Source organism: Niallia sp. NCCP-28, from assembly GCF_023168165.1.
In the GTDB taxonomy this organism is placed as follows: Bacteria; Bacillota; Bacilli; order Bacillales; family Cytobacillaceae; genus Niallia.
The window spans coordinates 490,134-505,252 of the sequence record NZ_BQYJ01000003.1 but is presented as its reverse complement, the minus strand read 5'-3'; the positions used below and the strand labels follow the sequence as shown (position 1 = coordinate 505,252).

12 protein-coding genes are annotated in these 15,119 nt (G+C 33.9%); 6 read left to right on the top strand and 6 right to left on the bottom strand.

Features of this window, described 5'->3' with window-relative positions:
* Positions 1-224 precede the first annotated feature (224 nt).
* Positions 225-1,214: an acyltransferase family protein gene (locus NCCP28_RS11770; protein WP_248561590.1), complete on the top strand. Its 990-nt coding sequence runs from the start codon at positions 225-227 to the stop codon at positions 1,212-1,214.
* Between the two features lie 437 nt (positions 1,215-1,651).
* Here NCCP28_RS11770 and NCCP28_RS11765 read toward each other — a convergent pair whose 3' ends face one another.
* Entirely contained in the window at positions 1,652-2,275 is a 624-nt protein-coding gene (locus tag NCCP28_RS11765) for a LysE family translocator (RefSeq protein ID WP_248561589.1), read from the bottom strand.
* Between the two features lie 196 nt (positions 2,276-2,471).
* On the opposite strand from NCCP28_RS11765, the gene NCCP28_RS11760 reads away from it, so the two are divergent.
* Positions 2,472-3,017: a helix-turn-helix domain-containing protein gene (locus NCCP28_RS11760; protein ID WP_248561588.1), complete on the top strand. Its 546-nt coding sequence runs from the start codon at positions 2,472-2,474 to the stop codon at positions 3,015-3,017.
* Between the two features lie 240 nt (positions 3,018-3,257).
* On the opposite strand, the gene NCCP28_RS11755 is transcribed toward NCCP28_RS11760, so the two are convergent.
* The 3 genes from NCCP28_RS11755 to NCCP28_RS11745 all read right to left on the bottom strand — a co-directional run bounded on the left by NCCP28_RS11755 (position 3,258) and on the right by NCCP28_RS11745 (position 6,212).
* Positions 3,258-4,196: a cation diffusion facilitator family transporter gene (locus NCCP28_RS11755; protein WP_248561587.1), complete on the bottom strand. Its 939-nt coding sequence runs from the start codon at positions 4,194-4,196 to the stop codon at positions 3,258-3,260.
* A 397-nt stretch (positions 4,197-4,593) separates the two neighbouring features.
* Positions 4,594-5,277 (bottom strand): DUF554 domain-containing protein, encoded by a 684-nt coding sequence (locus NCCP28_RS11750; protein ID WP_248561586.1) that lies wholly within the window; start codon positions 5,275-5,277, stop codon positions 4,594-4,596.
* 116 nt (positions 5,278-5,393) lie between these two features.
* A complete protein-coding gene (locus NCCP28_RS11745; protein ID WP_248561585.1) occupies positions 5,394-6,212 on the bottom strand; it encodes a MerR family transcriptional regulator in 819 nt (272 codons plus the stop codon).
* Positions 6,213-6,792: 580 nt separating this feature from the next.
* Between NCCP28_RS11745 and NCCP28_RS11740 the strand changes: the two genes are divergently transcribed.
* From NCCP28_RS11740 to NCCP28_RS11730, 3 genes are all read left to right on the top strand, one after another.
* Entirely contained in the window at positions 6,793-7,674 is an 882-nt protein-coding gene (locus NCCP28_RS11740) for an aldose 1-epimerase family protein (RefSeq protein WP_248561584.1), read from the top strand.
* Positions 7,675-7,892: 218 nt separating this feature from the next.
* Entirely contained in the window at positions 7,893-8,024 is a 132-nt protein-coding gene (locus NCCP28_RS11735) for a YuzL family protein (RefSeq protein ID WP_248561583.1), read from the top strand.
* A gap of 521 nt (positions 8,025-8,545) precedes the next feature.
* The gene (locus NCCP28_RS11730; RefSeq protein ID WP_248561783.1) at positions 8,546-9,421 is read left to right on the top strand and encodes an alpha/beta hydrolase; all 876 of its coding nucleotides are present in this window, start codon (positions 8,546-8,548) and stop codon (positions 9,419-9,421) included.
* Between the two features lie 192 nt (positions 9,422-9,613).
* On the opposite strand, the gene NCCP28_RS11725 is transcribed toward NCCP28_RS11730, so the two are convergent.
* Positions 9,614-10,375: an SGNH/GDSL hydrolase family protein gene (locus NCCP28_RS11725; protein WP_248561582.1), complete on the bottom strand. Its 762-nt coding sequence runs from the start codon at positions 10,373-10,375 to the stop codon at positions 9,614-9,616.
* Positions 10,376-11,308: 933 nt separating this feature from the next.
* Positions 11,309-13,924: a phosphoenolpyruvate synthase gene (gene ppsA, locus NCCP28_RS11720; protein ID WP_248561581.1), complete on the bottom strand. Its 2,616-nt coding sequence runs from the start codon at positions 13,922-13,924 to the stop codon at positions 11,309-11,311.
* 529 nt (positions 13,925-14,453) lie between these two features.
* Between ppsA and NCCP28_RS11715 the strand changes: the two genes are divergently transcribed.
* Positions 14,454-14,687, top strand: coding sequence for a hypothetical protein (locus NCCP28_RS11715; RefSeq protein ID WP_248561580.1), 234 nt, complete (start codon positions 14,454-14,456; stop codon positions 14,685-14,687).
* The last annotated feature ends 432 nt before the right edge of the window (positions 14,688-15,119 follow it).

Below are 15,119 nucleotides of genomic sequence, written 5' to 3'. Positions count from 1 at the left end.
AAGGAGAAACTATAATTGTTTGAACTTTACACTTTATCTCTTCCTGTCATAAGTTGATATATTTTATTAAAGTTCTTTTAAATGTATTTTAATAATTCGGTAATATTATTTTAGTAGAATATGATAAGGTCAAATTAATTTACTTACCCTATGAGTCTCTATAATTAAAGCTGAAATTAATTAATAAATCCTATGGGTATATCAAAAAACTAGGAGGTATTAATATGAGTTCCTCATCAACAAAAAGGATTTTTTACTTTGATAATGCAAAATTCATTTTAATTTTTCTCGTTGTATTAGGCCATGTTATTAGTCCCTTAAAAGGACATGATGATGTACTGTTTTCTTTATATTCGGTCATATTTCTTTTTCATATGCCCGCCTTTATTTTTATTTCAGGATATTTTTCTAAAGGCTATAATAAAAAAGGATACCTATTAAAAATCACCAAAAAAATTCTTTTGCCTTATTTCATTTTTCAAATCATCTATTCTATTTTCTATTATTGGAATGGGCAGACTGAAAATCTTGAATTTAATCTTTTTCAGCCCCATTGGACGCTTTGGTTCTTGCTGAGCTTATTTTTGTGGAATCTTTTCCTTTATATTTTTGCCAAATTAAAATGGGCTGGTTTGGCTATTGCAACCATAATCGGCATTTCAATTGGCTATATAGATAATATTGGAAGCTTTTTATCCTTATCTAGAACCTTTGTCTTTTTTCCTTATTTCCTTTTAGGTTATCTGTTAGATTTAAAGCATTTGAAATTGATAAAAAAAGTAAAATTTTCACCTGTCATCGGCACGGCCTTCTTATTGAGTATTACACTGCTATTTGCTCTTTTATTTCCAAAGGATGCTATTGCTTGGCTGCTCGGAGATACCTCCTATGCCAATATGGGTGTAAAAGAACAAATAGATGGCCTAAAACGTTTGGCCCAATATGCATTAACCGTAGCCGTTATTGGCGGATTTTTGGCCATTGTTCCTTCTAAAGGCTTTAGCTTTACCGTTATTGGGAAACGCACTTTATATATCTATCTGCTTCACGGATTTATTATCAAAACCATTCAAGCTTTTATCTCTGATGATACATTAAGCACTATGTCTGATCAGTACTTTATATTAATATCCTTCTCATTCGTTTTATGTATAGGATTGGGAAGTTATTTTATCAAAAAATATACACGTCCATTAATTGAATTAACAATATAATAGGAATGGATATACTCCTTTTATAGCAGCCAGATTAAAATCTAAAATCTGGCTGCTATTTTTATATCTGATAGATGCTTTTTCATCATGCTATCAGATATATTTTGCGGGCCGCCCAAATTCCTTTTTTGGCAAATCCTGGTAAAAAAGCGAGTAGTTAAAACAGCTCCTCTTTTTAGTTCTATTAAACTTGCCTGTTGATTTCCACTCCAAGCGTTCGCTTTCTCTTTCCATTCCAATCACAATCAACAAAGTGCTAAAATTCATGCTAAGCATTACATAATTTTTTTAAAAATTAAATGCAAAAAACCGTCTTTTCTTGTAAAAGGAATAGAAATCAAAAAACAGGGGAAGAAAAACAAATTGTTTTTCTTCCCCTGTTTTTATTTTAGGACTTATTAGACAGCCTCTTCTTATGAAGCTGTCAGCAAGTTCATTTAATGTTGTTTATGCAAAACTAACTTTAATCCAAATCCAATTAAAACAAGACCTGTGGCTTTATCCATTGTCCTTTGCACTTTTGGAGACATAAGCCATTCACATAAATAGTTAATGAAAAACACATAGACAAAAAACCAAAAAACGGACAAAAATGTATAAATAATCCCCATGATCATAAGCTGTCCAGTGGCATTTTCTCCTGTTTTCATAAATTGGGGCAAAAATGTTAAGAAAAACATTGCAACCTTTGGATTGAGCACATTCGAAAAAAATCCCTGTTTAAAAGCTGACTTTTTAATCTCCATCTTATTTTCAGTTTCAACGCTCCCTACTCTCTTCTTTTTTCGTGAAATGAAAGAAGAGAGTCCTAGGTATATCAAGTAGGCTGCACCAGCATATTTAATGATTTCAAAAGCAACAGCAGACTGCATCAAAATAGCTGAAATTCCAAAAGCAGCAGCAAATGTATGCACCAAAGAGCCAGCTGTAATACCTAGCCCCATTGTATATCCATCTTTTCTTCCGTCTGAAATGGTTCTCTTTGTAATAAGTGCTGTATCAACACCTGGGCTCATTACAACAAATAATGAAAGAATTAAAAAGGTAAAAAAATCATTCATTTTCTCCACTCCTTACTGACTTGTAAAATACCATCTGATAAAGTGAACCTTCAATTAGTGAGGGTTTTGCTGCCCATTATTACGTGATAAAATAAAATTTAACAAATATTAAATATAGTTTAACATAAATCGATTAACAATTTATTTATATTTAATAAAATTAAATTGTTTTTAACTTTTTTCAAGGAGTATGGTAATGGAAAATATAGATATCGGCAAAAAAGTGGAAAAATACAGAAAATCTAAAGGGTGGAGCAATAGAGAATTAGCGAAATTAGCTGAAATAACCCCATCCATGTTAAGCCAAATTGAACGAGGATTAGCCAATCCTTCCATTCAGACTCTAAAGATTTTAGCTAAGGCTCTTGATGTTCCTACCTTTAGTTTTTTATTAGAAGAAACAAATACCAAAGATTTAATTGTCAGGTCAAATGAACGAAAAAAAATGGTTGTTGAAAACTTATCTTATGAATTAGTTTCACCTGATTTTACAGGAACACTGGCGGCCGCTATTATGAATGTTCCACCTGATTCAGCCTCATCTGAGAAACTTTTGGAGCATAAAGGAGAAGAAGTAGCCTTTGTGTTAGAAGGGAAAATTAAAGTGTTGTTAGATAATGAAGAATATATGCTAGAAACTGGTGACAGCGTCAAAATACCAGCATATATGAAGCATAAGTGGGAAAATAACTCTAGCGAAAATGCTGTTATACTTTTTTCTGTGACCCCACCAGCTTTCTGAGTTTTTGGGATAAACAATAAAGAAGCGCTTCTTTGCTTTGTTCAACCAAAGGAACCATTTAGCAAAATAGCCGTCCCTCTTTTTTTTTTTGCCATTCTTCCAATTCGCAACTCGTACAAAAGCGACTTAAATAATAAATAAATCGAACTTGAATCTAAAAAGGAGCAGCCAACAGTCAAAAAAACGACTTATTTTGCTGCTCCTATTCGGCTAAATTACTCCCAAATTCATAAACCCTTTTTAATGATGATGGTGGTGCAGTGGTTCATTTTTAGCCTTACAAAGAATAGAATTCCCATGATTATGTGCTGCGGTTTCCATTTGAATAGTCACATGTGTAATGCCTTTATGTTCCAGTTCATGTTCCAGGCTGCGCAAAATCTTTTCGCTTTCTGCCATAGTAAGTTGATTATCAACAACAGCATGGCAAGAAAGTGCATTCAAGCCGCTTGTAATAGACCAAATATGCAAATCATGGATACCTTGTATTCCTTCTGTCTTTTCCATTGTCAGTATGACATCCTCCACATCTACATGGGGTGGAGTTCCCTCCATTAATACATGAAGAGCATCCTTTGTCACGTAATAGCCACTTCTTAGAATAAGAACAGCTACTATTGCACTTGCCAGCGGATCTGCCCAGCCCCATCCAAAGAACATAATCAGCATCGCAGCTACAATGGCGCCGACTGAACCAAGCATATCGCTGATCACATGCAAAAAGGCTCCTCGCATATTTAAATTATTTTCTGTATCTCCACTGTGCATCATAATCCACGCTACTAGAATATTCACTAACAACCCAATAAGACTAATAATAAACATACCTGTTGTTGCTACCTCAGGCGGATTGGCAAAACGGGCAATTGCTTCATACAATATATAAAAAGAAATGCCTATTAATGTAGCTCCATTTATCATAGCGGCTATTATTTCGAATCGTTTATAGCCAAATGTTTTGCTGTAATTCACTGTTTTTTCACCTAATTTAAATGCAATCAATGCAATCATCAATGAGATGGAATCACTTAACATATGCCCTGCATCCGACAAAAGCGCAAGACTATTTGTTAAAAACCCTCCTATTGCTTCAATAATCATATAACTTGTAATAATGAGAAAAGATACCAATAATACCTTTTTATTTGATCCGGCAGCATGATTATGATTATGTCCCATTTTGAATCCCCCTGCTAAATATTTGATTATGCAACTGCATTTTAATTCCAGATAAAATCTCCTTGTTCATTTAAAGCAATTATTCCATCAATATATCGCTCTTATTTTAATATATGAACATATATTCATATATAATATATCAATATTTTTTTAAAATGTCAAAACTTCACCCATTTATTTTTATTCCAAGCACTCCTCCGTTACTTAGTCCTACTTTTTTTATAACTAATCATGATTTATTGCACACAACTGCACATTCATATTCTAAATAAAAGATAGAATTAGCCTTTAAAATGCAACGCTCTATTTCGAAACAACATTGTTCAAAATAGAACGTTTTTTCACTTCATTAAGAAAACAGGCTTATTATACAGCATACCAAAATCATTGGTTTCTATTAGAGATGTAATAAATGAATAATAAAAAATACGATTGGAGGAATCAATAAAGATGGCAGAAGATTTAAAGTTTTGCATTTCTTAATCCCCAAAATACTTAAGCCTGATGCCAGAATCAATATGCCTCCCACAATTGTCACTTCATTAAGAAGATCATTACTTAAGGAATTTTCCATTAAACTCGCAATTAAATAGATAGAACCTTGCCATGCAAATAATACAATGGCAGCAATAGCTATCCCGATACCAAAAGTGGAAGCCAAAACAATAGAAGTAATTCCATCTAACATGCCATTCGCAAGCAGGTATGTATAATCTCCTTTTAATGCCGCTTCTACAGGACCTAAAATAGATAATGACCCGATGCAGAATAATAAGATCGCAGTAGATAGACCTTCTGCTAAATTCCCTTTAGAGTATTTATTAACTAATGCATTAAATCGCCTCTCCAAATTAAGCTTTTGGCCGACTAATCCACCTATGGCCAAACTGACAATAAATAGGACAGGATACTTGCTAGAAGGCAAATGCTGAACAATTGCATTTATTCCTAAAGCCATAGCCACTAATCCCATGCTTTGCATAAGAATATCATGATATTCATCTTTTATCCCCTTTTTAAAGATGCTGCCAATAATGCTCCCTACTATAATCATCGTTACATTAAAAATTGTTCCAAACATAACATAATTTCTCCTTTTAAGAATGTTTTATCTTTTGTTTATTAAAACCTAAAAACAAAATAAACCCTCTAGTTACTAGAGAGTCAAGTATTCCTTTTAAAGATGACAATAAAAAATCATATACGAGTATACGGCAATAAAATTTCTGTTACGTACTTATCCAAATCATTTGTAATGCCATAATCTATCAGTGTGATTTCAATAGCATCATCAACCAATTGATATTGGTGGTGCTTCATATACAGCAACAATTTTTTATAATAATGGGCAGCATCCAAATGTGTTCCCTTAAATCGAATTCTAAGATAGCCTCTCGCTGGAAGCATACTTGCAGAAGAAGCAATCTTGTCTTCTTCTTCCAAGACCAAAAAAACACTGGAATATGTATCAAATTTTTGGGCCTTCAAATCAGCAGCTGAAATCGAGATTCCTATTTTCCCCAAAAAAATCTCTTCATTTATTCCAAAACTATTCCGCAATTCTGTTATGGGAAATTCAATGTCTTCTCCTAATGTATACTTCTGCCTCAAATAAGCGATATGCATTTCAGGGAGGTTCACTTCAGAAATAGTATCTATTTCTGTACAAACAGCATCTTCTATTTGCATAAGACGCCTTGAGATTTTTCTTTCAATAATCTCCAATTCCTTCTTTTTTTGGCTCACTTCCTCCTGCTGCTTTTTTAACATTTCAACAAGAGCATCAATTTCGCGAGAATCAAAAAAGTCCCTAATCCTGCTTATTGGCACATCTAAAGCCCTCAAATATTTAATGGAATTTAACCTTTCAAACTGCTGTGTGGAATAATAGCGATAGTTGGTTTTTTCATCAATAAATTCTGGTCGCAAAATGCCTATCTCATCATAATACCTCAATGTTGCAATTTTCACATGGAATAGCTTTGATATTTCTCCGATGGTAAAATACTCTTTCATTTGAAAACACCTCTAATTAAAGCCGAAAGTGGCATTTCTTTTCTTTGCAATTCTCTCCCCTAAAAAATCAAATCTATACATGCTGTAAATATTCGCAGGTCCCCCCATACAATTCTTTACAGCCATTATAAATAGGATAGTTAAGATTAGCTAAAGCAATTTTACGATGGCGAAACTGCCCCAAATGTTTTTGCCTGCTCATTGCTTCACTACATAATATTTGATTAAATTCATCCTTTCCGTATATCTGCAAATAAAACGTTAAAAGACCATAAAATCTATTCTACTATTCTCCCCTAAATATAAAAAGGATTTTTCCCTTTTGTTTTTAATTAGAATTTATGGGCATTCACATTTAAACGGACAGATTAGCTAAAAACATTTCCATCCAATTAAGATTTTGGTTAAAAAAGCACTCTAAAACCGTTGATGCTGTTCTCCTTTTCATTGAAAACAGCCTAATCTGCACAAACCGATCAAAAAACAGAATATAAGATAAATAAAGACTCTTTCCTATTAAAGAAGCTCCTTTCCGGTATAATAAAAATAAGAAAGCAATATCAGAAATGGGGAATAGCAAATGTTTACTGTACTTGAAAATGATTGGTTAAAGGTAGAAATAGCAAGCAGGGGAGCAGAACTGCGCAAAGTGCAGCATAAGAAAAACGGGCTAGACTATATGTGGACAGGGGATAGCACTTATTGGGGTCGTGTCTCTCCGATCTTATTTCCGATTGTAGGACGCTTAAAGGACGATCGATATCAACTCAATGATCAGACCTACGAGATGTCACAACATGGCTTTTTGCGTGATGTCGTATTTGATCTGGACAAGCATGCAACTACAAGTGTTTCTTTTGTATTTGAATCAGCTGGACGCTTCCTGAATGTTTATCCTTATGAATTTAAAGCATTTGTTCATTATATTCTTAAAGAGGACTCACTCATTGTTCGGTGGGAAATAGTAAATCAAAACAAGGAAGAGATGTATTTTTCCATTGGTGCCCACCCTGCATTTAAGGTTCCCCTTTTAGAAAATGAAACAATCGAGGACTATAGTTTACACTTTACTCCTGCTGCAAATCAGAATGTGATGGAATATGAGCTCAAAGATTCTCTGATCCATGAAAAAGGAACTGCTAATGATATTTCAAAGATCCAGCTCACTGATTCTTTATTTGTAGATGATGCTCTTGTATACAGCAATATTGATTTCATTTCACTTGCATCCAATAAATCAAATCATGGTGTAGAACTAACATCCGAAAATTTCCCATTTGTTGGGATTTGGTCAAAATATATGGATTCTGATGGCACCATGGCGCCATTTGTTTGTATTGAGCCGTGGTATGGCATTGCCGATACATACAATGCTTCTGGGAAAATGAACAAAAAATTTGGAATAAATAAGCTGGAAATAGGAGAACTATTCGAAGCCGAATATAAAATAACATTTAAATAATAGTGTGAGCAGCTTTTTTATTTACTGCACAAATAGTCGGTTACTCTTTTTCAACAATCAAGACAAATTGTTCTAAGGCTTGCAAAGAGAATAGGATAAAAAATCTATCTCCTTTAATTGTATTCAAAAGACTTCCTATTTTGATGGTTTATTCGAATCAGCAATAAAATAACATAACTACTTTATTTTAAGGAACACTATAATTGGAGGTGAATAGAGTGTCAAAAAGAAAAGCTGATCCATCAACAATTGGTTTGAATTCATCAGAAGTAGAAGGCCAAGGAACAACAACAAGGGAAACTGGAGTTAAACAGGCTGATTCTTCCAGAAAAAAACAAAAGCGTTCTTAGTGATGCATTAAGTAATTATTTATCATGTATTAACGGGCAGTATGAATCCAACAAATAAGCAGTGGAGATGAAGAAAATCCCTACTGCTTGAAGAGACCAAAATGACCAAAACAGGCGGAAACAGATTCCACCTGTTTTGCTATTTCGTTTAATATATAAAAGAACATTAAAATAAGCTTCTCTTACTTTTTAAGCAGACATCTTTAATTAGTTGTATAGCCAGCTTTGGCATCGGCTCACTCCTGTTAATCTATAGCGGTTAGCAATTCCGAATGTATCAGCGATAAGAATAGACTATCTATTTTTCTATTTGGTTATCTTTCAGCAATTAGATATACTTAATACATAAATTTATCAATCATTGTCAAAATCAGCAGCATTCTTGACGTATACAGTTAAACAAATTCTAAAATGAGCCAAATGAATTTTCTTTCGATTATTTAAGCTCATCTATTGATTTACAGATTGTTCCACTGTCAAAAAAAAATAAATGGGGCTAAAAATAGAAATGGAGATTTTTGATGGAAAGTATGCAGAGCAAAGCAATAAAAACGCTTGCAAAAATCTTTAAAATAAATAATATATGGCTAAAACAAGGACAGGAATTAAAAACCTTGCTACAAAAAAAGCAGGAAGATATTGGTTTTCCTACAAAGAAAATGTTTAAGAACTACGATATTCAAATCAATGTACAGTATAAAAACCCAATCTATCTATTGCGTTCTGAGCTGAATCCAGCAAAGAAAACGGTCCTGTACTTACCAGGAGGAGGCTTTGTTTTACCGATTTCTCCCTTACACTGGTCTTTTATAGATACTATGATAAAAGAAGCAAATGTGGATGTCATAGTTCCCCTCTATCCATTAGCACCAAAGCATACAATGGATGATATAATGAGGTATTTGTTAAACATCTATGAAAACATTGTTAATAATCAGGAAAAATTAATCATTATGGGCGACTCAGCAGGAGGCACTATTGCCTTATCGTTTATTCAGCTATTAAAAAAACAGCAAGCAGTCTTTCCCAAAAAAGTGATTGCCATCTCACCCTTGGTTGATTTCGAGTTGAAAAATCCAGAAATCCTCACTGTCCAAAAGCTTGACCCGATAAGTGCCACACCAGCGCTAAAAGACATTGGAAAATGGATGGCAGGGAACCATTCATTATCTGATGCTTTACTTAGCCCGATTAATGGGGATTTCGCACAAACCACCAATATAACCATATTTTCAGGAACGGCTGATATCACGAATCCAGATACCCGAAAAATGATTCAGCATGCCCCAGAAAACTTTAACTATCACGAGTATCCCGACATGATGCACATTTTTCCATTATTTCCTTTGCCTGAAGCAAAAAAAGCGAAAAAACAGATTATAGCGTTATTGAAATAGAAGAGTTCCAGCAATCTTTTTCTTATTATTTTAAAGCAGCTTTCATTTACGATAAAAGGGCTTTTGGAATATCAAAAACCCTTTTATTTCAATATTTTTTTGTGACGACGTGTGAGAATCTTAAAATAACGGCCCTTCTCTGTCCATTTTATAAATCGTTTTTTTATACAGTGTTTTTCGTATAAATATGATCTATTGTTTAGGGTTTAATAAAGAATACAGGATTAAATCACTTATAATTTTTTGTCCGATTTCATTTGGATGCAAACGATTATAGTTATACTTATCAATGCCAAAGGGATCGTTCATGACCACTTTGGCATAATAGCTATACAAGTCTATAAAGCCTATATCATATTCTTTAGAAAGAGACTTTACTATAGGATTAATTTTTTCTCTTAACATATAGTTAGTATTTTCTCCTAATGTTACATTGGATGTGCGAAGGATAATATTTGCATCGGTCTCATTTTTAATTCTTTTAATTATATTCTCATATGTTGTTTTAAATTCTGCCATTGAGACACCTTTTCTAGCATCATTAATACCTGAGTTGATTATCACTAAATCAGGTTTATGGCTTAAAACATCATTATCTAATCGCTTGGACATGTCGATGATAGTATTTCCGGATATTCCGGCATTAATGACATTTACCTTACCTCCGTAAACAGTAGATAAAGCTTTTTTTATACGTTCTACATGCCCTAATTTACCATTCGTATATTTATTTTGTTCAGTTGTAGAATCTCCTAAAAATACAATAGTAACTTCTTCTCCACTGTTTAATTTATCCAAAATATCCGTTTTAGTATTTCGAATTTCTATATCATTTGCATTTTTGATTATATTTTCTTTTTTTAGCTCTTCTAAATTTTTTTTGTTTTCTTGACCAAAAAATAAAAATACTGTGGCAATAATAATTGCTATTAATAAAAAAAATTTACTATTCACTATCTTTCTCCTTTTTATAACACTCTCTCCATATATTACAACAAAAAAATCAGGATAAAAAAGCAAAACATTCAACTAGTCCAATCTCTGTTTGATTCTTACCTATAAGATGAGCATTTTTTCTGCATGATTGCCTCGCAATATTATCTGGACCTTCCTTCTGCTGTTCAAACCTATAAGACACAGGAAGAACAATATGTATACTAGCCGCTGTTATCATCTCCTCTTTTCTATTACTTTACCCAACCAAATACTAGAAAAAACAGAACTGCCGCTCTTCTCACAATAACTAGCAAAACCAAACAAAAGTGCTGGCCAAAACAAACATAACACTACTATGTATATTCATATTATTCCTTCTTTTTCTAGACTGCTGATAGGTCTAATCTAAAGTGTTCAATGTCGTGCATATCCTCCTGACTATGAGCTCCCAACAATAAGAGTAAACAATAGAGATAAGAAATAGTTTCATAGTAATAGAAGAAACCATTTCTTATCATGCATAAATGAGCTTTTTCCTGCACTTCAAGCTGATCTGAAAAACCGGGAAATGAAAGTTTCACTTTATCAGTGGTGTAAATTAAAAAGAGCTTATCTTCAAAAAAGAAATCGCTGTATTTGGCAATTAAGAAATATGGCAGGATATTTTTAGAATTGAAAATAAGCCACAATTTACAAGAACTGCATAAAATCTTGTATCTTGCGGCTTATTAATTATGGTTCCTTTTTCCACTAAAGCCCCGTTAGTGAAAAAAACTTAACACATAATAATGATTATTCTATAACCAAAAATAAAACTTTCAATATAACATCTTGCCATACTGTAAGGTGAGAAATTAGTGGATTATATTTTACAGTTTATTATAGGTGGCATCAAACCGCTTTGGCAACAATGGAGCGGTGCTACTAATTAAATCTGGACGTATCCAGCAATTACAATATTTCGATATACCCTTCTGTTCCATGCACTCGAATTCTTTGCCCGTCTTTTATCAGTTTGGTAGCATCTTCTACTCCGACAACTGCTGGCAAACCATATTCACGTGCGATAACTGCTCCATGGGTCATCAGTCCACCAACTTCGGTGACTAAGCCTTTTATGGATATAAACAATGGTGTCCAGCTAGGATCAGTAAAGGAGGTGACTAATATATCTCCATCTTCTAGATCAGCATCTTCCATGTTTAAAATGACACGTGCTCGTCCCTCTATAACTCCAGAAGAAACAGGTAGACCTACAATAGCTTCGACTGGGAGATTTTCTCGTTTGTACTCACCTGCAATGATTTCACCATCAGACGTGATAACACGCGGGGGAGTTAGTTTTCCATATAATTTGTACTCATCTTTTCGTTTGCTGATAATCTCGTAATCCAGTTTATTTGTGTGTACGACTTCGCGAAGTTCTTCAAAAGTAAGGTAGTGTATATCTTCTTTTTCACGAATAACGTTGGCTTGTACAAGTTGTTTGGCTTCTTTCAGTAAAGCCTTCTTATAAAGGAAATAGCGATTAACCATACCGTATTTTGGATATTCACGATAACCGATGAAATTCCTGATTAGATCAATCATTCGTTTTGTTTCTTTGGCTTTTTGTTCACCATCTGGCAATTGCTTCAATCGATCTAATAACTCCTGTTCTTTTTTCAAGGCAACACGCCGCCCTTGCTCAAATTTCCTATGGCTAGCATTAGCCTCAAAGTTTTTAATATTATTGAGAATCATGGGGACAAGTGTAATTGGTTTTTCACTCCAACGAGTTTTAGTAATATCGATTTCTCCAGCACATCGCATTCCATATTTGTTAAGATAAGCGATTATTGCATCTTTGGTTTCCTGTCCACCATCAAACTTAGCCAGTTCATCCAAAAAGTTATCATCTTTTACGTGTTGTAAATAGTCAATTACTTCTGGATAAGGGCGAATCACATCTGCGACATCCAATAATTCCAATCCCATTTCTGAAGTAATATTATTTGGTACAGATTGAGAAAGCGCATCTGCTGCGTTTTTTTCCCCTAACCACTTGTTCATTTTTTCATTGATCCATAATGAAGCATCAATAGCAGCCCTAAACACAATCGAACTTTGCGGGTTAAATAAAATCTTCTTTAATTCCTGGATATCTTCTAGAATAAAATTAAATAAATCCGATCCTGATTTCATTTGGATGTTTTGTCTTAACACTTTTATCGATGTTTCACTACGCTTAATCAGATCAGAAACAATTGTCGGATTATTTTCGATTTGTGCTTGGAAATCCGCTGTCGACATACCTTTATTATTTATACTGGGACTCTGTTCTTTCTTATCATTTGGTGACGTTTTTATGAAATCCCTTCGATCTATTATGGTCATTAATGCATCTTTTAAGAGTGGGTCGTGTTTTCCCATGCCATTTAATAAAATTTCTCTGCTGGCAGTTGAAGCCAGATTTTGGGTAACATCAACAAACAACCTTCCACCAGCTTTATGCATGGGGGCAGGAGTCGTTAACAGCCAAAAAGATAATCCCAATGGTTTCATGGGGTCCGTCATCATTTGTTGATGACCGACAGATACGTAAACGTGATTTTCTTCATCATTCGCTTCAGGGATGGGATATAGAGTAGTGATTGGACGACTTTGGACAATATAAAATGTATCATCAACTAAACACCATTCGATGTCCTGGGGGAAACCAAAATAAGCTTCGATCTGTCTTCCGATGCGTGCTAGTTGTAAAACCTGCTGATCAGTAAGTGTTTGTGTCTTTTGCTGATCCGGATTGATCTGTTGTGTCTCTGTTCCGCCTTCTTCTCGTCCATAGATAGCCAATTTTTTTGTTGCTATCATCTTATCAACAATTTTATCTTCCTGCACTTTATAACAATCGGCAGATACCAAGCCAGAGACTAGTGCTTCTCCAAGTCCAAAGCTGGCATCGATTGATAGCACCTTTCGGTTAGAAGTAATTGGATCAGCGGTAAATAAAATCCCTGAAGCCTTCGGGGAAACCATCCTTTGAACGATTACGGATAAATAAACTTGACTGTGGTCAAATCCATTTTGCATACGGTAGATTACCGCGCGATCCGTAAATAGAGAAGCCCAACATTTGCTGATATGCTGCAAGATTGCTTTTTTGCCGATGATATTTAAATAGGTATCTTGTTGACCAGCAAAAGAAGCATATGGTAAATCTTCAGCAGTTGCACTAGAACGCACTGCATAAGCATGTTCCTCGCCAAACTGAGAGAGATAGTGAGCAACTGCTTTCACAACATCGGAAGGAATTTCTGCTTCCATAATGAGTTGCCGAATCTTTCTGCTGATTTCACCAATTTGATCTCGATCTTCTACTTTTAGCATTGTTAGTCGCTCCAACAAAGCATGATACGTTTCATTTTGTTCGATGGCTTTTTGATATCCCACTGTTGTAGCACAAAATCCTTCTGGTACTTGTATTCCTTGAATTTTTGATAATTCCCCTAAATTCAACCCTTTTCCGCCAACGAGCAAAAGCTGTGTTTTTTCTATTTCCTGAAAACCGAGAGCCAAACAACTCATTCTACATCTCTCCTAACCATTAATGTTCTATTGATTTTACCAGTAGTAAACGGGAAGAAATAGACTATATTTCCCATTTTTTATATGCTATAATTAAAATAGGAAGAGTACAAAAAATAGTCAGGCCTTATCATCCAGTAAACGGATGCCCCGGTTCATCTCCTCGAAAACAACTCATATACCTTTTAATCCACAATGAATAATGCTTAATATTAACTTTTTTTCATTTAATCTAGTTATTTTCAAAAAACACCTTATATTAATATGGAATTCCACGCTCTTATTAAACTAACCTGCGATGTTCCTACAGTAAGCACAGCTTCGTAAATATGTATAAATATTAGCAAATATACATTTTTACTTTGAGTAATGATTCCAGAAGATTAATAAACATACTGCCAAAACATGCATCAATTAATTGCCGAAAATAGAAATCGAGCCTTTTTAATTAAATAAAAAGAGCAGGTCACTTCAATAGGCGTTTACTATCTAAACACTGCAGCCTTTCCCCAATAAGGAGGATGTTTTGATGGAAATTAAGGATTTAATTCATTTTCTTAATAAATTAGAGAAAAAAAAGATATTTTATAAACTGAATAAAGTTAGAAATGAAGCGATTATGGTGGAAATTGCTGTACCAGGACAGCGATGGGAAATTGAATTTATAGAGGATGGCACAGTAGAAATTGAAAAATTCATAAGTGATGGCGACTTTTATGATGTTAAAGAAATAGAAAATCTATTTAGCAATTTCAGCGATTAATCCAAAATATTAGCAGCTTGCTTTAGCTAAGAAAGACACATTGGTTTCCCTTAAATTTAATCTTTATAAAAAAAGGAAATAGTGGATTATAGAGGGTGCCCATAATCATAGTTGGGTAATGAAAAGTTTTGAAAGTGCTGAGATTATGATGTTTTAAATATAAAAATGAAAGACGGTAACATAAATAACTAAAGAAGCATTTATTTGTCTCATTTGTTAAAGACCAAGCAATAAAACCATTAAAAGTACTGCTTATACAGTTCATACTAATAATTTTTTATGTTTATTATTATTTAGTTAACATCACACATCCTATCAAAAGCAAACCAAAACGAAATTTGACCATATAGGAGCAAATTTCGTTTTTTTCGTTTGAGAAACCATCAAAAAATAGGATATCATCCAAGGAGTCCATACTGCCCTATTCTCGAG

Coding starts and splice junctions, on each gene's coding strand:
- NCCP28_RS11770 (WP_248561590.1), top strand. CDS start 225: ATGAGTTCCTCATCAACAAAAAGGATTTTTTACTTTGATAATGCAAAA.
- NCCP28_RS11765 (WP_248561589.1), bottom strand. CDS start 2,275: ATGAATGATTTTTTTACCTTTTTAATTCTTTCATTATTTGTTGTAATG.
- NCCP28_RS11760 (WP_248561588.1), top strand. CDS start 2,472: ATGGAAAATATAGATATCGGCAAAAAAGTGGAAAAATACAGAAAATCT.
- NCCP28_RS11755 (WP_248561587.1), bottom strand. CDS start 4,196: ATGGGACATAATCATAATCATGCTGCCGGATCAAATAAAAAGGTATTA.
- NCCP28_RS11750 (WP_248561586.1), bottom strand. CDS start 5,277: ATGTTTGGAACAATTTTTAATGTAACGATGATTATAGTAGGGAGCATT.
- NCCP28_RS11745 (WP_248561585.1), bottom strand. CDS start 6,212: ATGAAAGAGTATTTTACCATCGGAGAAATATCAAAGCTATTCCATGTG.
- NCCP28_RS11740 (WP_248561584.1), top strand. CDS start 6,793: ATGTTTACTGTACTTGAAAATGATTGGTTAAAGGTAGAAATAGCAAGC.
- NCCP28_RS11730 (WP_248561783.1), top strand. CDS start 8,546: ATGGAAAGTATGCAGAGCAAAGCAATAAAAACGCTTGCAAAAATCTTT.
- ppsA (WP_248561581.1), bottom strand. CDS start 13,924: ATGAGTTGTTTGGCTCTCGGTTTTCAGGAAATAGAAAAAACACAGCTT.
- NCCP28_RS11715 (WP_248561580.1), top strand. CDS start 14,454: ATGGAAATTAAGGATTTAATTCATTTTCTTAATAAATTAGAGAAAAAA.